The sequence below is a fragment of the Armatimonadota bacterium genome (assembly GCA_036504095.1).
Classification (GTDB): Bacteria; Armatimonadota; DTGP01; order JAKQQT01; family JAKQQT01; genus DASXUL01.
In genome coordinates, this window is sequence record DASXVS010000056.1 from 1 (window position 1) to 24,025 (window position 24,025).

18 protein-coding genes are annotated in these 24,025 nt (G+C 62.2%); 5 read left to right on the forward strand and 13 right to left on the reverse strand.

All coding sequences use genetic code 11. From position 1 onward, the window contains the following. Positions 1 to 111: 111 nt before the first annotated feature. On the reverse strand, positions 112 to 501 hold the full coding sequence (locus VGM51_13640) for a hypothetical protein (protein ID HEY3414078.1): 390 nt from the start codon (positions 499 to 501) through the stop codon (positions 112 to 114). Between the two features lie 380 nt (positions 502 to 881). On the opposite strand from VGM51_13640, the gene gspE reads away from it, so the two are divergent. Continuing rightward, a complete protein-coding gene (gspE, locus tag VGM51_13645; protein ID HEY3414079.1) occupies positions 882 to 2,621 on the forward strand; it encodes a type II secretion system ATPase GspE in 1,740 nt (579 codons plus the stop codon). A gap of 74 nt (positions 2,622 to 2,695) precedes the next feature. Continuing rightward, a complete protein-coding gene (locus VGM51_13650) occupies positions 2,696 to 3,790 on the forward strand; it encodes a type IV pilus twitching motility protein PilT (protein ID HEY3414080.1) in 1,095 nt (364 codons plus the stop codon). A 96-nt stretch (positions 3,791 to 3,886) separates the two neighbouring features. Here VGM51_13650 and VGM51_13655 read toward each other — a convergent pair whose 3' ends face one another. Continuing rightward, positions 3,887 to 5,179, reverse strand: coding sequence for an alpha-glucosidase/alpha-galactosidase (locus tag VGM51_13655; GenBank protein ID HEY3414081.1), 1,293 nt, complete (start codon positions 5,177 to 5,179; stop codon positions 3,887 to 3,889). Between the two features lie 438 nt (positions 5,180 to 5,617). Here VGM51_13655 and VGM51_13660 point away from each other — a divergent pair, with 438 nt between their 5' ends. Continuing rightward, on the forward strand, positions 5,618 to 5,917 hold the full coding sequence (locus VGM51_13660) for a hypothetical protein (GenBank protein HEY3414082.1): 300 nt from the start codon (positions 5,618 to 5,620) through the stop codon (positions 5,915 to 5,917). Between the two features lie 154 nt (positions 5,918 to 6,071). On the opposite strand, the gene VGM51_13665 is transcribed toward VGM51_13660, so the two are convergent. The 6 genes from VGM51_13665 to VGM51_13690 all read right to left on the reverse strand — a co-directional run bounded on the left by VGM51_13665 (position 6,072) and on the right by VGM51_13690 (position 15,038). Then, complete coding sequence (locus VGM51_13665; protein HEY3414083.1) at positions 6,072 to 7,178, reverse strand: hypothetical protein; 1,107 nt, start codon at positions 7,176 to 7,178, stop codon at positions 6,072 to 6,074. A 174-nt stretch (positions 7,179 to 7,352) separates the two neighbouring features. Continuing rightward, positions 7,353 to 10,025, reverse strand: a complete 2,673-nt coding sequence (gene ppdK / locus VGM51_13670) for a pyruvate, phosphate dikinase (GenBank protein ID HEY3414084.1) — start codon at positions 10,023 to 10,025, stop codon at positions 7,353 to 7,355. Positions 10,026 to 10,319: 294 nt separating this feature from the next. Further along, positions 10,320 to 11,087, reverse strand: coding sequence for an ABC transporter permease (locus VGM51_13675; GenBank protein ID HEY3414085.1), 768 nt, complete (start codon positions 11,085 to 11,087; stop codon positions 10,320 to 10,322). 10 nt (positions 11,088 to 11,097) lie between these two features. After that, positions 11,098 to 11,886 (reverse strand): ABC transporter ATP-binding protein, encoded by a 789-nt coding sequence (locus tag VGM51_13680; protein ID HEY3414086.1) that lies wholly within the window; start codon positions 11,884 to 11,886, stop codon positions 11,098 to 11,100. A 27-nt stretch (positions 11,887 to 11,913) separates the two neighbouring features. After that, on the reverse strand, positions 11,914 to 13,950 hold the full coding sequence (locus tag VGM51_13685) for an alpha-galactosidase (protein HEY3414087.1): 2,037 nt from the start codon (positions 13,948 to 13,950) through the stop codon (positions 11,914 to 11,916). After that, positions 13,947 to 15,038 carry a serine hydrolase domain-containing protein gene (locus tag VGM51_13690; protein HEY3414088.1) on the reverse strand — a complete coding sequence of 364 codons (1,092 nt, stop codon included), beginning with the start codon at positions 15,036 to 15,038 and terminating at the stop codon, positions 13,947 to 13,949. The genes VGM51_13685 and VGM51_13690 overlap by 4 nt, the downstream gene beginning before the upstream one ends. A gap of 202 nt (positions 15,039 to 15,240) precedes the next feature. Between VGM51_13690 and VGM51_13695 the strand changes: the two genes are divergently transcribed. Next, positions 15,241 to 17,733 (forward strand): zinc-dependent metalloprotease, encoded by a 2,493-nt coding sequence (locus tag VGM51_13695; GenBank protein HEY3414089.1) that lies wholly within the window; start codon positions 15,241 to 15,243, stop codon positions 17,731 to 17,733. A 7-nt stretch (positions 17,734 to 17,740) separates the two neighbouring features. On the opposite strand, the gene VGM51_13700 is transcribed toward VGM51_13695, so the two are convergent. Then, a complete protein-coding gene (locus VGM51_13700; GenBank protein HEY3414090.1) occupies positions 17,741 to 18,640 on the reverse strand; it encodes an alpha/beta hydrolase in 900 nt (299 codons plus the stop codon). 148 nt (positions 18,641 to 18,788) lie between these two features. Between VGM51_13700 and VGM51_13705 the strand changes: the two genes are divergently transcribed. Beyond that, on the forward strand, positions 18,789 to 19,742 hold the full coding sequence (locus VGM51_13705; protein HEY3414091.1) for an NmrA/HSCARG family protein: 954 nt from the start codon (positions 18,789 to 18,791) through the stop codon (positions 19,740 to 19,742). A 109-nt stretch (positions 19,743 to 19,851) separates the two neighbouring features. Here the strand turns inward: VGM51_13705 and VGM51_13710 are convergent, their stop codons facing one another. The 4 genes from VGM51_13710 to VGM51_13725 form a co-directional block, all read right to left on the reverse strand. Then, a complete protein-coding gene (locus VGM51_13710) occupies positions 19,852 to 21,882 on the reverse strand; it encodes an alpha-L-arabinofuranosidase C-terminal domain-containing protein (GenBank protein HEY3414092.1) in 2,031 nt (676 codons plus the stop codon). A 147-nt stretch (positions 21,883 to 22,029) separates the two neighbouring features. After that, positions 22,030 to 22,605, reverse strand: coding sequence for a DsrE/DsrF/DrsH-like family protein (locus VGM51_13715; GenBank protein ID HEY3414093.1), 576 nt, complete (start codon positions 22,603 to 22,605; stop codon positions 22,030 to 22,032). A 39-nt stretch (positions 22,606 to 22,644) separates the two neighbouring features. Next, entirely contained in the window at positions 22,645 to 22,896 is a 252-nt protein-coding gene (locus VGM51_13720; GenBank protein ID HEY3414094.1) for a sulfurtransferase TusA family protein, read from the reverse strand. A gap of 265 nt (positions 22,897 to 23,161) precedes the next feature. Further along, on the reverse strand, positions 23,162 to 23,938 hold the full coding sequence (locus tag VGM51_13725) for a prepilin-type N-terminal cleavage/methylation domain-containing protein (protein HEY3414095.1): 777 nt from the start codon (positions 23,936 to 23,938) through the stop codon (positions 23,162 to 23,164). Positions 23,939 to 24,025 lie beyond the last annotated feature (87 nt).

Below are 24,025 nucleotides of genomic sequence, written 5' to 3' on the forward strand. Positions count from 1 at the left end.
GTCGAGCGGCTTTTTGCCTGGCTCGGCAACTACCGACGGCTTCTTGTGCGTCACGAATACCACTGGGATAACTTTCTCGGCTTCCTGCATCTTGGCTGTATGCTTATCCTGCTACGGCAGGGTTTTTGAGATGGCTTCTAGTGTGATCGTCTCCTTCAATCCGCCGGGTGTCGGCGCAAGGTTGAGGTTGGCATTGCGCCAAAGACCCGTCCATTTGGCGTCCGATGTCGTCGCCGATGTCAATACAGTTGACGTTCCGAGAGGACGGAACAACACGGCGCCTTTGTCCGTTTCCGCGCGCACCCATCCGTCCGTGTCGGACGGCAGATAGGATCTCAGCGTATTGTGCTCATTGGCGCGGGTGAATCCGGCCTTTGTGGTGCTGGAGAGGGCCGTGTCTATGGGCTGCCAGGATCCGTCCGTCGCCTTGAAATGGATGGGCGCTCCATGGACTTCCACGCGGTTGGCGCCGTCGGCCAGAAGAAGGGTGCGGGAGTTCATCGTGCGCCGTTCGGCAAGTTCACGAACGGCGGGAGATTCAGGCCCTGCTAATGCAGGGGGGGGGGGGGCACAACAAAATGCTGCCATGCCAAATGCGAGCGCGAACGGGTAACGCATACTGCCTCCATCGTAACGGTCGTGCAGCGAGTGCGAAGCGGCAACCGGCTCAAGTTGCCTCATGAACAAGGCTACCAAACAAACGGGAAATTGTCAATCGGCCGGAATCTATTACTTGCAGTAACGTATTCCGGGCTCTGATGCCGGATGCTCACATCCCGCCCCCACTCATGGAAAGACCTACATGAAAGGTGAGAGGTCGCTCTCCCGCCCGTTCATTACCGCGCGTGGCACACCCGCGTCTGGACATCTTGGCAGAAATCATGCTCGCAGCGCCCCGCAGAAAACGACAACTGGGTGATATCTTCGTAGACTTCGGGCTGGTCACATCGGACCAGCTGGAAGTCGCCGTCGAACGCCAGCGCCAGTCCAAATCACACGTCTCCATCGGTGACGTCCTCGTATCGCTCAACATGGTCGGCGAAAAGGACAAAGTCCGCTGCCTGGCCGAGCAGTGGGGCGTCCCCTTCATGGACCTCGTGGAGTACCAGCCCGACCCGGACCTCATGCGCCTCATCTCTCAGGAGATGGCCCGCCGCCTCAAATGCCTCCCCATCGCGCAGACCGACGGCCGCCTCACGCTGGCCATGAAGAACCCGCTCGATATCTATGCCATCGATGAGGTCCGCCTTATCTCCGGCATGGAAGTCGATGCCGTCATCGCCAGCGAAGAAGAGATCGCCGCCGCCGTCGCGCACGCCTACCGGGATGATAACGACGTTTCCGATGCGGTTAATACCGCCATCGCTGACCTCAGCGTGGGCGACGATTTCGGCATTTCCATCAACCAAAGCGACAAAGAGACCGACGAAGTCAGCCTCGACCAGCTGAAGAGCGCCGCCCAGGACGCCCCCGTGGTGAGGATGGTCAACCTCATCATCACCCAGGCCATCCAGGAGAAAACGTCGGACATCCACATCGAGCCGATGAAGGACCACGTCCGCGTCCGCTATCGCATCGACGGCATCATGCAAGAAGGCATGAAGCTCCCGAAAACGGCGCAAGCCTCGCTGGTTTCCCGCGTCAAGATCATGTCCGAAATGGACATTTCCGAAAAACGCGCCCCCCAGGACGGCCGCATTTCCCTGATTATCGACGGCAAAGAGTTCGATTTCCGCGTCTCGTCGCTCCCCAGCGTCTTCGGCGAGAAGATCGTCATGCGCATTCTCGACAAGTCCAGCATCAGCATCGGCCTCAGCAAACTGGGCCTGCTGCCGGACATGATGGAGAAATTCGAGCAGGTCATCACTCGGTCGTACGGCATTATCCTGGTAACCGGGCCAACCGGCTCCGGCAAGTCCACCACCCTGTACTCCGTCCTGAACAAGATCAACACCGGTGACCGAAATATCATCACGATTGAGGACCCCGTAGAATATAACCTGGCCGGGATAACCCAGGCCCAGGTAAATGTCCGCGCCGGCATGACGTTCGCCTCCGGCCTTCGAACCATGCTGCGGCAGGACCCGGACATCATCATGGTCGGCGAAATCCGCGACTCCGAAACGGCGCTGATTGCCACCGAAGCAGCGCTCACCGGCCATTTGGTCCTCTCGACCCTGCACACAAACGACGCGCCGGGTTCGATCACGCGCCTTGTAGACATGGGGATTGAGTCATTCCTCATTGCGTCGTCGCTGGCAGGGGTTATCGCCCAAAGGCTCTTGCGCACCATCTGCCCCAAGTGCAAAGAGGCGTACAGCCCTTCAAAGCAGGCAATGGTGAACCTCGGCCTGGAAGCGGACAGCAACGTTCAGTTTTTCCGGGGAAGAGGCTGCCCGCAGTGCAGGGGCACGGGCTACAAGGGGCGCGTCGGCGTGTACGAACTGATGTCCATCAACGACGAGATGCGCGAGCTGATCCTGAAGAAGGTTGGCGGGCCGGAATTGCAGCAAGCGGCGCTTCGCGGAGGAATGCGCACGCTGAGAGAAGACGCCATGGAGAAGATTCTCCTTGGCATTACCACCCTTGAGGAAAGCCTGCGCGTGCTCTACGTGGGCTGAAAGAGCATCCCGCCACAACGCCGTGGAACGGGATCCGGCACGGGTGATCCGCGCCGCTGATGAGGAGACAAGAGATGATCGCCGAACCGAATATCGCGCTCGCGGAACTACACCTGGACGACTTGCTGTCATACGCCATCCAGCATCGCGCCAGCGACCTTCACCTGACGGCAAACCTGCCGCCGATGGTTCGCGTTGACGGCAGATTACAGCGCTCCCCGTGGGACCACCTGCGGCCGAACGATATCCAGCGGCTGCTGTACGACATTCTGACGGGCGAGCAGATCCAGCGTTTCGAAGCGACTAACGAGCTCGATTTCTCCTACTGGATCGGAGAAGAGGCGCGTTTTCGCGGGAACATGTACCGGCAAAGGGGCTCGGTTGGCGCCGCTCTCCGCGCGATCCCGGTGAAGATTCCCTCGATGACCGAGCTGCATCTGCCCCGCATTCTGGAGGACCTGGCGAGCCTCCCAAGCGGACTGGTGCTGATTACGGGGCCAACGGGAAGCGGCAAATCCACCACCCTCGCCTGTTTGATCGACATGATCAACTCAGACCGCGATTGCCACGTGATGACGGTTGAAGACCCGATCGAATATATCCACAAGCACCGCAAGAGCATGGTGAACCAGCGCGAACTTGGCACCGACACGAACTCGTTCGGCAACGCCCTCCGCGCCGCCTTGCGCGAAGACCCGGACGTTCTCCTCATCGGCGAAATGCGAGACCTTGAGACGATTCAGACCGCGCTCACCATGGCGGAAACAGGGCACCTCGTCTTCGCAACACTGCACACACGAAGCGCGGCACAGACAATCGACCGAATCGTTGACGTCTTTCCGTCTCATCAGCAGTCTCAGATCCGGACGCAACTCGCATCCGGTCTGGAAGCGGTTGTGGGCCAGCAGTTGTGCTCCAAAGTGGGCGGCGGGCGCGTGGCCGCGTGCGAGGTTATGATGGCCTCCAGCGCGGTGCGCAACCTGATCCGCGAGGGGAAGTCGTTCCAGATCCCGAGCGTCATCGAGACGAGTTCGCGCGTGGGGATGCAGACGATGGATAAAGCGCTTTCGGAATTGTATCGCTCCGGCCAGATCACTCTGGATGAAGCGATGAGCCGCACCCTGGACCGGGACGCGTTGAAACGCCTGCTCGGCGGCGGGATGTACTGAGGTTCGGGGCTGAGGGCCGAGATGCGAGGGCTGAGGGGCTGTGCGCACCACCTTCGCCATCCCGGCCCTCAGCCCTTTCCTCTCAGCCCTATCCTCTCACCCCTGGAATTGCGGCAGCCAGGCCTCGTGCGCTGCGAACAACTCATCCACCATGCTCTGGATCTGACGGAGGTCCAGCATCGCGGCGGTGAGCGGATCGAGCGCGATGGCCTGGAATGCCTTCCGGGCGTTGCCCTCCAGCGCCGCCTCAACAGCCAGCGCCTGCACATTGATGTTGGAGCGGTTCAGCGCAGCCAACTGGTTCGGCAGATCTCCCACGAAACACGGGTGCAGTCCCGCCTTATCTACCAGAATGGGCACCTCGACGCAGCATCCGTCGGGTAGGTTCTTGATGAGGCCTGCATTCGGCACGTTTCCGTTGATGCGCGCCGGTATATTCGTTTCGCTGGCGCGGATGATCACGCTGGCGTATTCGAGTGAGCGTTTGATCTCCACAGGCTCCTCGCCCGCGGCCTGGCGCTTCACCTGGTCGTAGTGCGGCTGCCATCCGTCGCGGCAGAGGTCCAGGTAGTCCCAGCGCGGGGTGGCGAACTGCTCGATGAGGTCCTTGCGCTTGCGGAAATACGGCACGTACTCGCTCATGTGATGCGTGCTCTCGGTGACGTAGTAATCGAAGTGGCGCAGAACCTCGAAGCGTGTCTTGTCCTTCGCGAAAACCTCCGGGTCTTCCATCCCCTTCCGAATGATCGGATAGGCGTCACGCCCGTCGTACTCGTATTTCAGGTACCAGGCCATGTGGTTGATGCCGGCGCACCAGTAGGAAACCTTGCTGGAATCCAGGCCCAGGTAGCCCGCCAACTGCTCCGCGGTGCCCTGCACGCTGTGGCACAGGCCAACGGTCCGGATGGACGTCGCTTTGGTGACGCCCCAGCAGTTGATCGCCATCGGATTGCTGTACTGGAGCATGATCGCATTGGGGCAGAGCTCCTCCATTTCCCGCGCGATGTCCACCAGAACCGGCACGGTCCGCAGTCCGCGAAACACGCCGCCGGGTCCGAGGGTATCGCCAACGCTCTGGTCGATGCCGTACTTCAGCGGAATCGCGATATCGTGCTCAAATGGCGCGAGCCCGCCAACCTGGATCATCACGATTACATAGTCTGCGCCTTCGAGCGCCTTGCGGCAGTCCGTTGTGGCTTCGATTTTCGTGGGCAGATTGTTGTCCGCGACGACACGCCGTGCGAGCGATTCGATGACGCTGAGGCGCTCCGCATCGATGTCCATGAACGACAGCGTCGACTCACGCAGTTCGGGCCACGAGAGGATATCCAGGATCAGGTTGCGCGAGAAGACCACGCTTCCCGCGCCGATGAATGCGGTTTTCATAATGGGATCAAGTTTCGAGTTTCGAGTTCCTAGTTCCGGGTTTCGGGTTTCTGGTTTCGGGTTTCGGGTTTCGGGTTCCGTGTTCCGGGTTCAGGGTTCCCAGTTTTGGGTGCCGGGTCTCGGAACTTGGGACTAGGGACTCGAAACCTACTCCGTCACTTTGATTGTAGTTCGCAAATGGGGTGGTTGGCCCGATGAAACGACGTGGCGCCGCTGGTGATGCCTGTGCGGGTTTCCGGCATGACGACGACGCGGTCAGCATTCCGGGGCAACAGGCGCCAAACAAAACGTGGGGATATTGGCTTTGTTCATGGTCCCGGTAACATTCTTTGCGAAGGGGCCGGACACTGTGTTTCGGCACGCCTGGGTGATTACCGAAAGTCCTCGCGCCCGGGTGGGCGCAGAAAGAGAACGGTCAGAGGGATGAACCAAGGAACCTTGATGGCGATCGCGTTTTGGATCCTCGCGGTGGCGCTGTTGATCACTGTCGTTTCGGCGTTTGCCGCCGCGGTGCCTCACATCCGCAGCAAAGAGCCGGACGTGCCGGGTACAATGGCGGCGGATTTCCTTCCCGGCTTCGCGCTGATGATGCTGGCGCTGCTGGCGCCCGGCGGCCGGGGAATGACCGTGCAGACGCTCGCGCTCTTCACGATTGCATCCGGCGTCACGATGTACGCGGCGATACGGTTCGGGTCTCTCTCCCATACGAGCTCGGAGAAGAACGATCCCGACCGGAAGTAGCCACGAGGCCCTCGAGGTGAAGGCCGCCGATCAGCGTCGCGGGCGGCAAAATGCGGTCCCGGCCCTTGTAAGGAGGGCCGGGGCCGTTTCGGGTTTCAGGTGGCGGGTGTCGGCTGTCTGGCCGGAGCCCGGCGGCTGACACCCGCAACCTGGTCTATTCTTCGCGCGAGGCGCTGTTGCCCTTTTCCTCGGTTGCGGCCGGCAAATCTAGTTGGTCGCTGACCTTCCACCCCGGAGGCAAATAGCATTGGAGGTCCGGAAATACCTGCATCGCACTCCAGACACTTGGGGCGTTGTCTGGGTGTACGTATAGCGTGCCTCTGAGCCTGCAGCAAGACCAGTCCCACGAGTGCGGCACCATCACCAGACCCGAGATTCGCGACGATTTACCACTACGGAACAGACCGTTCGTTTGGCGGTGAGCGATTCCGCCGCCGCCAGGCCGAAGACGATCGAACGTGAACACCTCATCGCCGTAAAGCACGTTCGCCATCGTTTCTGGCCGGATCATCAGTTCCCAAACCGCCTGAAGAACCACCAGGTTCACCTGGCTGCGCCCTGGCGGGCGGGTGAATGTCTTGCCGGCTTTGCTCAGATCAGTGTGGACGGCTTTCCTCCTCACCGCTGTATTGATCTCACGCATCAACCCATTGGACGCGCTATACGCATCGATCACGCCAACTTCCATATGGCTGAGACGACTGCATTCACTGACACCATATTTAACAATGGGATTCACGGGGTCAGGCCAGCAATATGACAGAATATCCAAATCGTGTGTCGGTGGAGCCGGGCATAGGCTTCCAACTTCAGCTTTCAGGTGGGTCAGGAATCGATCCGCGTCTTGCCGCTGGATCCTATCCGATAGCCAGTAGTGCAACAACCAAGGCATTGATATGAATTGCAATCGCGCTTCGCACCTGCGTTGGAAATGGTCCTTTGCATCCCGACTCTCAAGCGAGCGGAGGCGTTTGACCTGGATGTCCAATCGCGTTCCGTCGGCAAAGCACCGGAAGTCAGGCGGTCGACTCTCGGTGTCCGGTTCGTACTCGACATTCGTGATCGATTCGTTAGCGAGTAATTCGCAGCACACCCCTGCCTCTAGCAGGACATCCATAGCTGCCTCGCCGCTCCGAGTGATCACGTTTTGGACAAGCCGATCGAATCCCGCCTTGTGGATTGCATTGATGAGGGAGTTCAAGGATCCCAACCGTACGGGATCATCCACTATGCCGGGGAAATCGGTGAACGAACGATGCATTCGGTGAAGTCAGGCATTTGGCATCGGTGCTCCATTGTTGGAATCAACGTAGCAAACAGCCCAGCACAATCACAAACGGCGGGCGGACCGAGTTGGTCCGCCCGCCGTTCTTTGGAAGACTGAGGCTGGAAGTTGGAGGTTGGAATCCAGCTTCCAACCTCCAACTTCTCACTTCTACTTGTCGCGCGAGGCGCTGTTGCCCTTTTCCTCGATCGCCGCCTGGGCCGCCGCGAGGCGGGCTACCGGGATGCGCTTCGGGGAGCAAGAGACGTAGGTGAGGCCCAGCTTGTGGCAGAACTTCACGCTGTCCGGCTCGCCGCCGTGCTCGCCGCAGATACCGAGCTTGATCTTCGGGTTCACCTTCTTGGCGTCTTCAACGCAGATCTTCATCAGGCGGCCGATGCCCTTCTGGTCGATGGTGTCGGTCGGGTCGTTCTTAAAGATCTGCTTGTCGATGTACAGCGGCAGGAACTTGCCGGCGTCGTCGCGTGAGATGCCGTAGCCCATCTGCGTCAGGTCGTTGGTGCCGAAGGAGAAGAACTGGGCTTCCTTGGCGATCTCGTCCGCGGTCAGGGCGGCGCGCGGGATCTCGATCATCGTGCCGATCATGTAGTCGACCTCAATGCCCTCCGCCTTCATGGTCTTCTTCGCGACCTTGATGAGCTGGGTCTTGAGGTAGGTCAACTCGGTCACGGTGGCGATCAGCGGGATCATGATCTCGGGATGAACGTCGATACCGGCCTTCTTGACCTCGCAGGCCGCGCCGATGATGGCGGCGATCTGCATGTTCACGATCTGCGGGAAGTAGATGCTCAGGCGGCAGCCGCGCAGGCCCAGCATTGGGTTCTGCTCGTGCATGTCTTCAACAGCGGCCAGAAGTTTGCTGGCCTTGGCCATAGCGGTTCCGCTGGCATTGCTGTCCATCATCTGGCGCATTTCCATCTTCACGGTGTCGGCGTGGGGGAGGAACTCGTGAAGCGGCGGGTCGATGAGACGGATGGTAACCGGCTTGCCGTTCATGGCGCGGAAGATGCCTTCGAAATCCTCGCGCTGAAGCGGGAGGAGCTTGTCGATGGCGGTCTGGCGGCCGGCGTCATCTTCGGCGAGGATCATGTCCTGCACGAGAGCGGCGCGGTCTCCAAGGAACATATGCTCCGTGCGGCAAAGGCCGATGCCTTCGGCGCCCAGGGCGATGGCGTCCAGAGCGTGCTCCGGCGTATCGGCGTTGGCGCGAACGCCAAGCTTGCGATACTCGTCGCACCAGCCCATGAAGGTGCCGAAATCACCGGTCATCGTGGCGGGTTCGGTTTCCAGTTCGGTGTTGTACACCAGGCCGAGCGTGCCGTCAAGCGTGATGATGTCGCCTTCCTTCACAACCACGCCGTTAGCCGTGAACTGGCGGGCGGTTTCGTCGATCTTCACCGCGCCGCAGCCGCAGACCGTGGGGATTCCGTACTGGCGGGCTATAAGAGCCGCGTGGCTCGTGCGGCCGCCGAGGCTGGTGAGGACGCCCTTGGACGCGAGCATTCCACCCAGGTCGTCCGGGTTGGTCTCCTTGCGGACGAGGATGACTTTCTTGCCTTCGGCCGCGTAGGCGATGGCGGTTGCGGCGTCCAGGGCCACGTGGCCGGAGGCGCCGCCGGGGCCGGCGTTCAGGCCCTTGGCGATTTCCTTGATGCCCTTCGCGCTTTTGATGCGCGGGTGGAGCAACTGCTCGAGGGCTTCCGGCGGAACGCGGACCAGGGCCTGTTCCTTCGTGATGAGGCCTTCGTTCACCTGATCGATGGCGATCTTCACCGCGGCAACGCCCGTGCGCTTGCCGGAGCGGCACTGCAGGATGAAGAGACGACCCTTCTCGATGGTGAACTCGATGTCCTGCATGTCGTGGTAATGAAGCTCGAGGTTGCGCGCGATGTCCGCGAACTGCTTGTAGATGGCGGGGAACTCACTCTCGAGCTCGGCGATTTCTTCCGGGGTCCGCACGCCGGCGACCACGTCCTCGCCCTGGGCGTTCTTCAGGAACTCGCCGAACAGCTTGTTCTCGCCGTTGGCGGCGTTGCGGGTGAAGGCCACGCCCGTGCCGCAGTCATCGCCCATATTTCCAAAGACCATGGACTGGATGTTCACGGCGGTGCCCAGGTCGTGGGCGATCTTCTCGCGGTTGCGGTAGATGACGGCGCGCTCGTTGTTCCAGGACTTGAACACGGCGACTACCGCGAGTTCCAACTGCGTGAGCGGGTTCGTCGGGAAGTCATCGCCCGTCACGTCCTTGAAGTACTTCTTGTAGAGCTCACACAGATCCTTCAGGCCGGCCGCGTCAACTTCGGTATCCACCTGGGCGCCGGTCTTGGCTTTCAGGGCGTCGAAGATGACTTCGAAATGGTGTTTGGCGAGCTTGGGATAGTCGCTGGAAAGGACGATGTCGCTGAACATCATGAGGAAGCGGCGATACGCGTCGTAAGCGAATCGCTCGTTGCCGGTTGCGGCGATGATGCCCTTGAGGGAGTCTTCGTTCAGGCCGAGGTTGAGGACGGTATCCATCATTCCCGGCATGGAGAACTTGGCGCCGGAGCGGACGGACACCAGAAGCGGGTTTTTCGCGTCACCCAGCTTCTTGCCCATGTCCTTCTCGATGACGGCAAGCGCCTTCATAACGTCGTCCCACAGTCCGTCGGGCAAGCGCCCGAGCTTCGTGTACTCGTTGCAGGCTTCGGTTGTGATCGTAAATCCGGCGGGCACCGGCAGGCCGATATTGGTCATTTCGGCCAGGTTGGCGCCCTTGCCTCCGAGGAGGTCACGCATCGAGGCGTTGCCCTCTTTGAAAAGATAAACTTGCTTCTTAGACATTACTGACTCTTCTCCTGATAGTGCGGGATGTCCGCGGGGGAGCCACCGGCGTGGATAACCGGCCTCCCCGATTGCCATTGATTGGAAATTCAAACCCATGTATGATAGACCCCCTGACGGGGGCAGGGGCAATGGGTGTGCAGAGACTCATAAGTGGCGAGGGGGCGCTCCGAGGAAGAGGGAGGCAGCGAACGGGCGACTTCTGCCGCGTTGGCTAAACGCAGGCGGGGGCTGGCAGGCCGGCGAAGGCCGGCCAATTATCGGCGGCTCGCATCCAAGCGGAGAATGGTCGACCTACCGAAGCGCCTTCTGGAACGACGTGACCGTGAGCGAGACGAAGACCACGAAGAGCACCGACGATGCCACGAAGCCCTCCCAGATGGCCGGGTTCGCCCAGTTCGACAGCACCAGCGCGCGAACCCCCTCAATGACGTACGTCACGGGGTTGTAGCCTGCCAGAAGCGCGAACGTCTTCGGCAGTAGCTGCTTCGGCGCCTGGGAGGTGGTGATGTACAGGAACGGGAATACGAGGATGAACATGGACTGCACGAGCCGGGCGTTCTGGGTCCGCAGCGCCGCGATCATACTGATGCAACTCCACGCCATGGCGAACAAAATGAGCATTGCGAAGATCGCCACGATCCCAAGAAAACCGGTGTTGAACTTCACGCCGATCGCCAGCAGAAGGACCACCACAATCGCTCCCTGTAAGGTCGCCTGTATCGCCACCTCGGTCAGCCGGCCGAGGACGATGGCGAGGCGATGGATGGGCATGATCAGCAGTTTTTTGAAGTACCCATTGGTGATGTCCTGCACGAGTTCGATTCCCGCATTGCCCGCAGCGAAGAAGACGGCCGTGAATATGGCAACCGGCGCAATGAACTGCTTGTAGGAGACGTGGGGAAAGCCCTTCACCTGCGCGAACGCCTGCAGCGACGCCGCATTTACAGCGAAGAAGAAGAGCGGCATGAAGAGCGACGGCAGCAACGCCAGCATCGGCCGCCAGATCTGCTTTGTACTGCGCACAGACAGGTAGAACCAGTCGGAAAAGAAATCTTTCATGGGTTTGTGGTTACCGGGCGCGCGCATACGGGTCCGGAGCGTTCGCATTGACCTCTTCGTCCGCCAGGTTGCTTCCCGTCGTCTTCAGGAAGACGTCTTCGAGGCTGCTCGCGTTATGCTCTGCCAGCAGGTGCTGGAGGGTGCCTTCCGTGACGATGCGGCCCTGGTCCATGATCGCGATGCGGTCACAAAGCGCCTCGGCCTCCTCCATAAAGTGGGTCGTCAGAAAGATGGTCATACCGTCGCGATTCAACTGGCGCAGGTGGCCCCAGATCAGTTGGCGCGCATGCGGGTCGAGGCCGGTTGTCGGCTCGTCGAGAAACAGGACTTGCGGATTGTGTATGAGCGACAGGGCCAGGTCGAATCGGCGGCGCATTCCCCCCGAATACGTTGATGCGAAGCGCTTGGACACCTTCTCAAGCTCAACGAGTTTGAGGAGTTTGCGTATCTGGGCGTCGATCTCATGCGGCGGCATGTGGTAGAGGCGGCCATGAAGCCGGAGCATCTCCTCCGCGGTCGCGGTTTCGTCGAGCCCCACTTCCTGCATCGCGAAGCCGACGCGCTTATAGATCTCGTTCGGGTGTTCGCTGAGGTCGAAACCATCGATGACAATGCGTCCGCTCGTCTTTTTGACGAGGTTGACGAGCATGTTCATCGTGGTGGACTTGCCGGCGCCGTTTGGGCCCAGGAAACCGAAGAACTCACCGCGCTCCACGGAAAATGACACCCCGTCCACGGCACGCGTACCTGTGGGATAGACCTTCACCAGGTCCTGGACTTCGATGATCTGAGAACTCATACACCTTTTAGCCCCGATTTGCGGCCGTTAGTTCCTTGCGGAGCGCCCAGCAGGCTCCAGTCTGAGTATGGTGCTCTCTGCCGGATCCAGAGCGATCACCGTGGTTCCAGAGGCACGCCAGGTGCGTCCGCTCCACAGGTCCGTGACCTGGTACGGACCGCGGAGCAGCCCCGCGCGGGCTAAATCCACACGCTTCGTGGCTCCGTCCTTGCCGTCGAAATTGAAGATTGCGAGGTAGTGGGCAGCGCGGGATTCGAGCGTCAGGACGTCCGGCGCCTTGCTGCCCGTGTTCCCCTCCAACGGTCGAAACGGGCGGCCGAGGCGCGCGACGGCATTGATCGCGGGATTCGAGAACCAGGTTTCCGCCAGGCGCTGTCCTTCCGGCTTTGTGAGATCGTCGCCTATCAGGAAGACCGTTCCGGCGACGGCTCCGGACGTCACGCGGCTCCGGTTTTCAGCGGCGCTATGCCCCTCCAGAACGAGGTGGTCGGGATCGTTATACGCGTAAAGGCGTCCGCTCATCCACCAGCCGTACGCCGCCGAATTCATCACGTATTCCGTCTCGCCGATGCCGCCGAAACTGTCGCAGGACACGCGCCGGGCGTGAGCGTACCGGTATGGGAACAGCGGCGCAATCGACTCGCTGACGAACATCGTCCACCCGATCCGGTTCAACAGGTAGCGCATGCCGCTGTTGTACGCCTGGATTCCGGTCTGGACGGACCTGTCGAAATGAACGCCGTTCGCCGAGCCGCCTTCAAGCGCGCCGTGGGTGAGAAAATCGAGCTTGATGTAGTCGAAACCGAGGGTCTTGAACCGGTCGATGAAGTGGTCGATGCGGCCGCGTGTCCCGGGGTGGGTCGGATCGAGCGCCATGCCGCCATCCATGGAAATGGGTGAGCCCGCCTTGGTCCGCGTCACGATGTCGCTGTACACGTACTTCGTGCCCTCGACGCGTTGCGAGAGGTTTTTGCCCCAGTAGATGAAGGGCGACCAGTAGATTCCCGCCTTCTGGCCGTTCGAATGTACGTGGGTTGTGAACTGCTTCAACTCCGCATCGCTCAGGTTGTCCCAGTACGAATCGAGATTGACGTATGTGGCTCCCCGGTTGTTGAAACCGAGGGGCTGGAGGCGCCGCGCGAGGTAATCGGATGTCCCGGCCGCTTTGGCGTAGTTGAGGCCAGCCTGCACCTTGCCCCAACTGTTCCAACCGAACGGCACGCCGCCCGTCCATTTCCGCGCCGGCGCCTCGGCGGCGTTCGCCGCCGCGAAATCCTCCATACCGGCGCGCCAGTCCGAATAGAACCCCACAAGGACCTTCGGCGAGAGTATGCGGTTCCCCGCCACGGCGCCGTGCGGTTCCACGTCGTGCGTCCCGCCGTCCGCCACGCCGCCAAAGACCCTGAGATCGTTCAGCCGGCTGCCGCTGCCGGAAAAGGCGACGGCGGTTTTCCAGGTATCGTGCGTCACGGAACCCACCACGATGCCGTTCCGGCTGGCGTTATCGTAGAACGCGCAGACCTCGTAGCTGACGCCGCCGGATTTCCATGGCGATGCATCGTAGCGAGCCCACTTGTCATTGTCGAACGGCACCTGCAGCGCTCGCACATCGATATGTCGAGCGAGCTCCAGCGCGCCGGGCGTGTCGTCCACCAGCGGGGCCATCCAGTTGGAGCGCAGTCCCACGCCGGCGAGTTCAATACGCAGGAGGACCGAACGACCATCGCGCAGGGTGAACCGCTGCCTCATGGTCGGCAACCCGCTCGCCGTGAGCGTTACAACCGTTTCCGGGCCGTTGGTGGCCGCCATCCGGACCCTGTAGTCCTTGCTGGTGAGGTAACGGCCCCCCACTCGGGCGGCGCCGTAGAAACGCGCTATCCTGCCCACCTGGCTCGAGGAGAGACTCGCTATACCTGTGTGGAGATCGTACTCAAGGCAGATATCTCCGCGGCGAAGCGTGAAAGTTTGCTCTGCCCGTTTCGCGGTGGATGCCGGCGCGGAATCGGCGCGCCCCGCGAGGAGCGTCACCAGCGCCAGCGTCAAAATGGCTGCGGTCCGCTTCATGGGGTTCGGGAAAGGGGCGCAAGGTCAGGGATGTACCTTGCGGCAATCCCGCGCGCGATCGAGAACGTGTCGGCGCCGGCCAGGTTGCAGAGCACGATGACACTGAGATGATCTTCGGGGAACCGGAGGATCGTCGAACCAAACCCGGACGAATGCGATCCGTTGTGATCCTGGTAGGAGTGGCCTGCCATGCTTCCGATGTCCCAGCCGTATCCGTAGTGGCTCATCGTTCCGTCGTTGAGGCGCGCCGGGGTCCACATCTCCTTGCGGGTCTCCGTTCGCAGCAGGTGGCCTTTGGAAAGGGCGATGTCCCATTTCGCCAGGTCGCGAACGGTCGAGAGAATCCCCCCGCCGGGGTAGCCCAGCACCGTCGGCGCTATGTAGTCACCGTTCACCCAGCGTATGCCCTCCATCTTGTAACCCGCAGAGCGGTGCGGCACAATTTCCGACCACGAATAGATGCTGGTCTCAGTCATTCCCAACGGCTCGAAGATGCGCTCGCGCAGCCAGTCCCCGTAAGGCTTGCCGGTGACTTTGCGGATGATCATGCCGACGAGCAGGTAGTTGGTATTGCTGTACTGATACCGGTCGCCGGGCGTGAAGTTGAGGGGCCGGGCCGCCGCCGCTTTCAGCACATCCTCGTCGTCAACGTCGAGGCGCAGGCTCTGGGTGGGCTCGTTGATGTAGTCCTTGATGCCGGAAGTATGCGTGAGCAGGTGGCGAACGGTGATGTCCTTCCATGCCGCCGGAACGCCATCGAGGTACCTGGAGATCGGATCGTTCACCGAGACCCGGCCATCCTCCACGAGCATGAGCAGGCCGGCCGCGGTGAAGGACTTGGTCATGGACTGGATTTGAAACACCGTGTCGGGTGTAACAGAGGTATTCTGCTCCAGGTTGGCGAAGCCGTAGCCGGCGACTTTCGCTATCCTGTCGTTCCGGATAACGGCGATGGAGACGCCGGGAATGTGGCGGCCCTTCATCTCGGCGCGGACATAATCGTCCACCTTGTCGGCGCGGCAATTGGCGGCGGCAAGCGCGATCCCCGCGAAAACGAACGCTCCGGCACAAACGAGGGACAGGCGCATGGGAATACCTCCAGAAAGCGGCTCACTGCGAATGATGGTGTCGGCTTCGGGCTCCCGAACTCAAGCGGCGAGCGAAAATGGGTACGCCGCATTTCCGAAGTTGCAGGGCATCGGCCGTACATAATGACCGTGACCGGGGTCTCCGGGCCCCGTCGCGCGCTGCGCACCGGCACGCGCGTATCTCACAATCGGAGGCGGTACCATGTTGATCTCGGGCGGCTGGGGTATGGGCTGGTTGCTGGCGCTCGCCGCCGTGTTGGCGCTCGGCGCGATCGGCGGATCCGAAGGCGCCGGGACGCGTGTTGATCAAATCGCGGATAGAACCGCGAAATGGGAGCGCCACGCGGGGCTGCTGACCACATGGCATGACCGCGAGGCCGGCCGGATATGGCTGCTTGTCCCACCACCCACCGATCGCGCGGGCACCGTGGGCGTGTTCATCTATGCGGAAAGCCTCAGCACCGGAATCGGCAACGTGGCGGTTGGGCTCGACCGCGGCGAAATCGGGCGCACATTCGTCGTCCGCCTGCGCCGCGTCGCGGGCAGACTCCTCTTTGAAGCGACGAATACCAGCTTCCAGGCTGTCTCGGAGAACCCGGCCGAACGCGCGTCCGTCTCACAATCGTTTCCGCCATCCATCCTGTGGGCCGGCCCGGTTGAGGCCGTTGACCGCGATGGTTCGGCGCTTGTGGACATCACGTCATTCATCGTGCGGGATGCCCGTGACGCCACGGCCAAGCTCGCAGACCAGGGGGGATACGCGCTGGATGCCAATCGCAGCGTTCCGGACCTGGAGAACTGCCTCGCCTTCCCGGACAACCTCGAGTTTGAAGCCATCCTCACGTTCGGATCGCCAAAGCCGGGGAAGAGCGTTACGGAGACGACGCCCGCACCGCCATCCGTTACGCTCGTCCAGCACCACTCGCTCGTGCGGTTGCCGGATGCCGGATACCGGCCGCGCGCCTTCGATCCGCGTTGCGGTTCGTACAGCATCCCATTTGTGAACTTCTCTGCGCCGCTTGACGGGCCTCTCGAGGTTCAGCACGTGGAGCGGTTCCGGCTACAGAAGGCGGATCCCCTCGCTGAACGCTCGCGGGCAGTGAAGCCGATCGTTTACTACCTCGACCCGGGTGTCCCGGAGCCGATCCGATCGGCACTGCTGGACGGAGCAAGGTGGTGGGAGAAAGCGTTCGAGGCGGCGGGGTTCATCGATGGTTTCCGCGTGGAGATGCTCCCGGACGGGGTGAATCCGCTGGACGCACGCTATAACGTCCTCGAGTGGATACACCGCACGACGCGTGGTTCGTCATTCGGGCGCACAATCACCGATCCCCGAACGGGTGAGATCATCAAGGGGCACGTCATTCTGGATTCGCAGCGCCTGCGGCAGGTACGCCTCGTTTTCGAAGGGCTCGCCGGCGCGGACAGGACCGGCAGCGGCGCTCCGGACGATCCAATCCAGCTCGCCTTGAGCCGCATCCGCCAACTCGCGGCGCACGAACTCGGCCACACGCTCGGCTTCGCGCACAACTTCGCGGCCAGTTCAACGCCGGATGGCGGTTCCGTGATGGACTACCCCGCGCCGCGCGTCGATATCACGCCAGATGGCGATCTCGATTTCACCCACGCATACGGGGTTGGCCTCGGCCCGTGGGACATACAGGCGGCGCGCTATTCATACACCGAGTTTGCGCCCGGCGCGGAAGAAGCGAACGGATTGCGGGACATCCTGGCTGATTCCGCCAAACGCGGCCTCCTCTTCATCGCCGACGGCGATACGCGCGGCGCCGAGTCCGCCAACCCGCGCGCTTCCATGTGGGACAACGGGACGGACCCGGTCAACCAGCTTCAGCACGAGATGCGCGTTCGTCGGATCGCTTTGGACCGCTTCGGGCAGCACAACGTGAAGCCCGGCACACCGCTCGCGCGCCTCGAGGAGACCCTGGCGCCTGTGTATTTCCACCACCGTTACCAGGTAACGGCGGCGCTGAAAGTGATCGCGGGGATCGACCACGGCACCGCGTTCCGCGGTGATCCGGCGCCGGTGGTGCGGATGATTGACGCGGATCGGCAAAAGAAAGCCCTGGACGCTCTGCTTGGATGCCTCGCGCCCGCGGAGCTGGACGTGCCGGAGAGCGTCCTCGAACTCCTGGCGCCTCGGCCGTATGAGTCGGACCGCAACACCGAGATGTTCCCCAGCGCCACGGGGCCGGCCTTCGATGCGTTGGGCGCCGTCCGAAGCGCCGCGGAGATGGTTGTCGCTGGGCTCCTTAACCCCGAGCGCTGCGCCCGGCTGGTCGATTTCCATCGCCGCCGCACGGATTTGCCCGGCCTCGAAGACATTTTGCACGCATTGACGGCTTTCGTTTTCGACGATGCAGCCATTGCCCCGCGCCTGGCCGAGGTGCGGCGGGCGACACAGGAGGTCGTTGTTGGCGGGCTCATCAGGTTGTCGGGCAATGCGACGGCGCCCTTAGCGGTCCGGTCGCGCGTGGACGCCGCGCTGACCCGCCTTCGAAATGACTTGACCGCCGATCCCGGATCCGACGAGACTCAGGCAGCCTTTAGTGGAACCATTGCCGGCCTCATCGGCCGCCACCTTACCCGCCCGCTCACGGCGTCCCCCGAACCTCCCGCCGCCCCTGTGCCTCCAGCCGGTGCGCCGCTGGGCTCGTGGGGCGAGGACGCCGTGTAGGCAGCGACTACCCCGCTTTGAGCATGCCGAGGTTCTGCAGCCAGTCTTTCAGCAGCGACGGCCACGTGGCGTCCGGCGCGTAGCGATTCAGTCCCATGCCGTGCGGCCCGGCGCGGTAGATATGGAGTTCCGCGGGCACTCCGGCTTTACGGAGCGCAGTGTAGAACATAAGGCTGTTCTCCACCGGCACCGCGTCGTCGTTGGTAGTGCTGAACAGGAATGTGGGCGGCGTATCGCGCGTCACGTGCTGCTCGGGGGAGTTCTCCGCGATGAGCGCCGCCGGCGCATTCGGTCCCAGCAGATTGTCACGCGACCCCGTATGAGTGTACGGCGACGTGAGCGTGATGACGGGGTACGCCAGCACGGCGAAATCCGGACGGCTGGTGACGCGGTCCAGCGGATCGGCGGCATTAGGCACGGCGTTCACCCATTTGGTGGCCGCGGACGCCGAAAGGTGCCCTCCTGCGGAGAAGCCCATGATGCCGATGCGCTTCACGTCGATCCCCAGGTCCTTCGCGTTCGCGCGCAGGTATCGGATCGCGCGTTGCGCGTCGCCGAGAGGGATCGGCTGCTTGTAGTCCGGGGCGTGGCGATAGCGCAGGACCGCCGCCGTAACACCGAACGAGGCGAACCATCGGGCGACCTCGTGGCCTTCGTGGTCAATCGCGAGCATGCCATACCCGCCGCCCGGGCAGACGACGACCGCCGCGCCGTTCGCCGTGCCGGCTGCAGGACGGTAGATGAAGAGCGCGGGGCGATCCGACTCCGCCTTGCCAAGCGCTCCCGGCGCCCCGTTCGGCCAGATCGCAACCTCGGGTGGCACGCTTGCCGGCGGCGTTTGTGCCGCCACGCCGCCGATTCCCACGACAGATGCCGCCGCCAGTGCCGCCAATTGCCTGCATATCATCGTTGAGTCCTCCCTCTCTCCAGTATGTTACCGGTCTTCCGGCCAGGTCAGGCCATCCGGGCGGGAACCACCGGCAGGCTCACTGAGTATACCCGTAGACACGATTCCCTTGCGGCGAATTCGCCCGATCCAACCAAGGAGTACAGATATGGCAGAAAAGAAGATCATCGCCGTTCTCGGCGCTACGGGGGCGCAGGGCGGCGGGCTCGTACGCGCCATCCTCGACGACCCCGGCGGCGGGTTCGCCGTTCGGGCTATCACCCGCGACGCCGGCTCGGACAAGGCAAAGGCACTGGCGGACGCCGGCGCGGAAGTCGTCTCGGCCGATCTGGACGATCCTGAAAGCCTGAACAGCGCGTTCGACGGAGCGTACGGCGCCTACTGCGTTACGTTCTACTGGGCGCATTTCTCGCCGGAGAAGGAACTCGCCGAGGCCGCAGCCTTGGCCCGGGCGGCGAAGCAGACGGGCTTGCAGCACGTTATCTGGTCCACGCTGGAAGACACCCGCAAATGGATCCCGCTGGACGACAACCGGATGCCCACGCTCATGGGCAAGTACAAGGTTCCGCATTTCGACGCCAAGGGCGAGGCAAACGCCTACTTCACGGAACAGGGCGCGCCCACAACGTTCCTGCTCACGTCCTTCTACTGGGACAACTTCATCTCCTTCGGCATGGGCCCGCAGCGGGGCCCGGACGGTACGCTGGCCATCACCATGCCGATGGGTGACGAGAAGCTTCCCGGAATCGCCGCGGGGGACATAGGCGGGTGCGCCTACGGCATCTTCAAGAGGGGTGGCGAGTTCATCGGCGCGACGGTGGGAATCGCAGGAGAACTCCTCACCGGCGCGGAGATGGCGGCCGCGCTCTCTAAGGCCCTGGACGAACCGGTGCGGTACAACACGGTGACGCCGGAGACATTTCGCCAATTCGGCTTCCCGGGAGCCGACGACCTGGGCAACATGTTCCAGTTCAAACGCGACTTCGCGACGTATTTCTGCGGCGTCCGCAACCTCGACACGGCGCGCTCGCTCAACCCGAAACTGCAGACGTTTGCGCAATGGCTGGATGCGAACAAGGCCGCCATACCGATCGACAGATAGGTCACCCGACGGTTTCATCCCGCGCATGATGCGGCACGACCGGCGTCTCGCAGGTCCCACTGCGGGGAACCGGCGGGACGCCGATCGTACCGTGATATCGGAGCCTTGCCTACCCCTTCTTCAGGCGAATCACGGTCACGCTGGCGGGAGGAAACTGGAATTCCAGCTTGCCGCCGGCGGGCCGCGCGTCCGTTTCGACCGGCTTCACGGCCTCGGGGTGCTCCTCATTGTTGGAGTCGGTGATCCGTTCAGAGCTTAACGTCTGCGCCTTGCCTGGCCCGGTGAAGCCGGCCACCGATATGGTTGCCGAAATCGGTCCGTCGATACGCCGGTTCACGCAGAAGAGGACTAAGGTTTCGCCGGACTCATCAAGCGCCGCGACGACGTCGAGATATGGGACGTTCGGGATGTTCGGGATCCGCGTGTTCCCCTCCTCCACGTCGTACTGCGCAACCTTCACGGTGGCCGGCGCGACGCGCGCGGCGCCGGCGGACGCGTACATTCGGAACGCCCAGTACGACGGTGTGCCGAACGCCTGACCCTTCGCCTTGTGGATTCCGTGGAAGTCCATCAGGCCGGTCATGGTGGAAACGGGGACGATGTCCGTATTCCGCAAGAACGTGTTCAGCAGGCCGCCTACGATCACCGCGCCGCCCATATTGGTGAACGACGGCACACGATCCGCCGGACCGTGGAAGAGCCATTCTGAGAAGGCTATCTGCGCGCGGCCCTTCCACCGGGGATCCGCCTCGAACTGGGCGTTCATTTCCTTGAGATGCCGTTCCAGGCCGATCGGCAGCGCGAAACCGGACAGGGTTACGAAATTGTTGGTTGCGTTCGGCTTCCGGACGTCACCCACCCCGTCGACGAAATGCGTGGCGAACAACTGGAATGTCTCGGGCGGCAGTTTCATCAACTCCGCGTTCCAGCCCCGGAAGTTGTCCGGATCCGCGCCGGTGGCGATCAGGCGCGCCTTCGGGTCGACCTCGCGGATGGCCTTCGAGAACGCGCCCGTCCGTGGCTCCAATTCCGAGAAAGCGGGGTAGCCGATCTGCCAGCCCGCACCCCACAGTTCGTTCCCCAGTTCCCAAAGGGCGCCGCCGTTGCGATCTCCCCATTTCCTGCTCACGTAGGCCACCCACTCGGCGGCCTCATGGGGTGTGCCGCTGCCGAGGTTCACGGCGATCTGAGGCTGCGCGCCCACCAGTTCGCACAAGCGGAGGAATTCGTCGGTTCCGAAGTGGTTGTATTCGGGGAACCCCCAACTCTGGTTGATCATGCTCACACGCTTGTCCAGCGGCCCCATGCCGTCCTTCCAGTGGTACCCGGACGTGAAATTGCCTCCGTACCTGATGACGGTCGTCTTCATGTCCTTGCACAGCGCCAGCACGTCCGGATCCATGTAGTCCACGTGGTCGGCCGGGTAGAGCATCACCTGGTCGAGCGACGCGCGTCCGCCGTTTTTCAGCACGATCACGAAATCGGCGGGCTGCAACGGCGCCACTGCGCCGGCCGGAAGCTCCAGCGTGAACCCGTACTTCGTCCAGCCTTCGCCCTTCATTTCGACAGTGGAACGGCAGTGAACCACGGCCGCCTCGTCGCGTTTCCGGAACGAAACCTCCACGTGCCTGTCGCCGGACTGGTATTTGGCGTAAAACCAGCCCACGTACTTCGTCGTCCGGTGGACCGGCAGGAAGACCTCCTGGCGGACACCCGTCTCGGCGTCCGGCAGCGCCATCACGAACAACGAGCGGAAGCTGTTGTACGCGTCGCCGAATCGCGGTTCGTAGCGCCACCCTTGATCGTCGTGCAGGGGCTGCCACGGCAGCGGGAGTCCGATCTCAGAGGCTCGGTTAAGCGCCGGGTTGCGGTCCGTCATCCGGCGGATGGCGCCGGCGCTGGAGAGGTAATCCTCGAAGGACGGGTTTTCCAGGATTTCCGCGGACAGGCCGCCCTGGATGCTGCGACCGATGGGCTCGAGGAACGAACCGAAGATCGTGCGCGGTATCGTCGCGCCGGACGGCCTCGTGACGTCCACTTCAACTTGCGCCGTGTTTTCCGGCGTCTGGGCGACCGCCGCGAGACACGAGACTCCAACCAACAGGAGCACGACGACGGTGCTCCAGGCACTCTGGGACATGGTGCGCAGACCCTCCGCTGGGACGTGGGTCCTCGGTTGAGCCGGGGCCCGTATGACACGACCCACTATAGGAATCCGCGACGCCGCCGGCCTATCCCACTTCTGTAGCGCTGCGGCGCTCACCGCCCATCGATTCGACGCCCGCCCTCAGACGAACAGGGTCGTCTTACTGGATGCGGCCTCGCCGAGAAACTTGCCCACTCCCGCCAGGGCCAGGCCCGGGTAATCGATCATCTCGTCCTTCGAGAACCCCATCAGACCCATGCTCATCTCGCAGACATATATCTTCACCCCCGATTCCGCCGCCTGCCCGATCAACTGCTCCAGGGAGAAGACGTTCTTCTTGCGCATCAGACCCTTCATCATGCCGGTGCCGAGCCCGCCCATATGCATGCGGCCCAGTTTGAGCTGGCGAGAACCCGTGGGCAGCATCCAGCCGAACATCCGGGAGATGATATCCTTGCCGCGGGGCCGTTTGGCCGGGTCTCGCAGCGCGGGCGTCGCCCAGAACGTGAAGAACATGACGACCTCTTCGAACATGGCGGCCGCTCCCGTGGCGATGATGAAGGCCGCCAGCAGGCGGTCCAGATCGCCGCTGAAGACGACCATCGAGAGCTTATCCTCCGGCAGCGACGACGTTCTGATGTCGTCAACCTGAGCCTGCAGATCGCACAACTGACGTTGCAGATCCCGGACACCGGTCGTTTCAATCATTTCCGTCATAACGATGCCTCCTGCCGGCACAACGCCGGGTAACCACGATCACTTTCGCCGCGTGACGAAAAGGCTTCGATATCCGTCCTTCGACAGGCTGCCCAGATATTGCTGCCCCGTCTTCTTGCACCACGCCGGGATGTCCTCCTGGCTGCCGGCGTCGCTCGACCGGATCTCCAGCGTCTGCCCTACTCCAACCCCGTCGATTGCCCTGCGGGCGGCCAGCAGCGGCCCGGGACATGCGACGAACCGCGCGTCAACCACGCTATCCGGTACTACAGCATTCAGTTCCGCCGTCATGAATCACCTCCAGATGGTTCCGCGCGTCGCGGGCCGGCCCCCAACGCGGCAAAGTCTCGAACCGCACCCGCCTCGCGACGCTCACAGATACCAACACCGATAGCGTACCATAAGTTCTTGACTAAGTCAATAGTTTTAGTAAGGTACTAGCTGGGGATGCGGCGGGCCGGGACGCGAAAACGGTGCAGGAGGCGCGTTCACGCCTGCACTGCACCGTCTTGAGGGGTTCTATGTCAGTTAATCGCGCCTCGGCGCGCTGAATGATCTACCAGGGGGTGGTGGTGTTGACGTTCTCTTTGGGCGGACAGATAGCGTGCTTGCCTTCCAGGGTGTGTTGGAACCAGTCGGCGTTCCGGAACCGGGCATGACCGTCGAGGTAAACGCTGTTCTGGCCGTTGTTGTGGCGATACGACAATTGGCCCCACACTTCCATCCAGGTGGTGGATCCCGGCTCTATGTAGGGCCCGCTGCTATAGGTGCGGTCCCCCCGAACGTTGGCGCTCACGACCTCCTTGGCGTCTTTACATTCGCCAATCATGATGATGCCGCTAGGATCCTTCCAGCGGTTGATGGGCGGGTTAATGGCGCCGGTGTCGCCGTAGTTGGCCAGGAACTCCTCGTTTTTCGCGTAATGCCCCCATATCTCTGGGAATCCGGACTTCGCATTCGTGGGATAGGGACCATTGAGGATGTCCGGCGGGTCGGTGGAATATTCGAGGCATTTATAGTTGGTGTACGTCTTCATGACCGGCCTGGGCGCGTTGGACGATGGGCAGGCGAAGACGTCCATGCTCTTGACGTAACTCATGAGGCTTGTGTGCCACTCATACCAGCGGTACACGGCGTGGCCGTCGTTGTCGTCGCAGTACATCATCATGGCCTTCCCCAATTGGTTCATGTTACTCAGGCAGGAAGTGGCCTGGGCACGGGACCTCGCCTTTGCGAACACCGGGAAGAGGATGGCCGCGAGGATCGCGATGATGGCGATCACGACCAGCAGTTCGATCAGCGTAAAGGCAGTTCGATTTCGTAAACGTGGCATTTTCACGGGCTCCATAATTGCGGATTTTCGAACGAGATTATGCCTGGCGCCCGATACAGGGAGACCGCAAGCAACCCTGCCGCAGCA

What these genes read in the sequence shown, in the direction of transcription:
- VGM51_13640 (HEY3414078.1), bottom strand. Translation starts at nt 501, where the DNA reads ATGAACTCCCGCACCCTTCTTCTGGCCGACGGCGCCAACCGCGTGGAA.
- gspE (HEY3414079.1), top strand. Translation starts at nt 882, where the DNA reads ATGCTCGCAGCGCCCCGCAGAAAACGACAACTGGGTGATATCTTCGTA.
- VGM51_13650 (HEY3414080.1), top strand. Translation starts at nt 2,696, where the DNA reads ATGATCGCCGAACCGAATATCGCGCTCGCGGAACTACACCTGGACGAC.
- VGM51_13660 (HEY3414082.1), top strand. Translation starts at nt 5,618, where the DNA reads ATGGCGATCGCGTTTTGGATCCTCGCGGTGGCGCTGTTGATCACTGTC.
- VGM51_13665 (HEY3414083.1), bottom strand. Translation starts at nt 7,178, where the DNA reads ATGCATCGTTCGTTCACCGATTTCCCCGGCATAGTGGATGATCCCGTA.
- ppdK (HEY3414084.1), bottom strand. Translation starts at nt 10,025, where the DNA reads ATGTCTAAGAAGCAAGTTTATCTTTTCAAAGAGGGCAACGCCTCGATG.
- VGM51_13675 (HEY3414085.1), bottom strand. Translation starts at nt 11,087, where the DNA reads ATGAAAGATTTCTTTTCCGACTGGTTCTACCTGTCTGTGCGCAGTACA.
- VGM51_13680 (HEY3414086.1), bottom strand. Translation starts at nt 11,886, where the DNA reads ATGAGTTCTCAGATCATCGAAGTCCAGGACCTGGTGAAGGTCTATCCC.
- VGM51_13685 (HEY3414087.1), bottom strand. Translation starts at nt 13,950, where the DNA reads ATGAAGCGGACCGCAGCCATTTTGACGCTGGCGCTGGTGACGCTCCTC.
- VGM51_13690 (HEY3414088.1), bottom strand. Translation starts at nt 15,038, where the DNA reads ATGCGCCTGTCCCTCGTTTGTGCCGGAGCGTTCGTTTTCGCGGGGATC.
- VGM51_13695 (HEY3414089.1), top strand. Translation starts at nt 15,241, where the DNA reads ATGTTGATCTCGGGCGGCTGGGGTATGGGCTGGTTGCTGGCGCTCGCC.
- VGM51_13700 (HEY3414090.1), bottom strand. Translation starts at nt 18,640, where the DNA reads ATGATATGCAGGCAATTGGCGGCACTGGCGGCGGCATCTGTCGTGGGA.
- VGM51_13705 (HEY3414091.1), top strand. Translation starts at nt 18,789, where the DNA reads ATGGCAGAAAAGAAGATCATCGCCGTTCTCGGCGCTACGGGGGCGCAG.
- VGM51_13710 (HEY3414092.1), bottom strand. Translation starts at nt 21,882, where the DNA reads ATGTCCCAGAGTGCCTGGAGCACCGTCGTCGTGCTCCTGTTGGTTGGA.
- VGM51_13715 (HEY3414093.1), bottom strand. Translation starts at nt 22,605, where the DNA reads ATGACGGAAATGATTGAAACGACCGGTGTCCGGGATCTGCAACGTCAG.
- VGM51_13720 (HEY3414094.1), bottom strand. Translation starts at nt 22,896, where the DNA reads ATGACGGCGGAACTGAATGCTGTAGTACCGGATAGCGTGGTTGACGCG.
- VGM51_13725 (HEY3414095.1), bottom strand. Translation starts at nt 23,938, where the DNA reads ATGCCACGTTTACGAAATCGAACTGCCTTTACGCTGATCGAACTGCTG.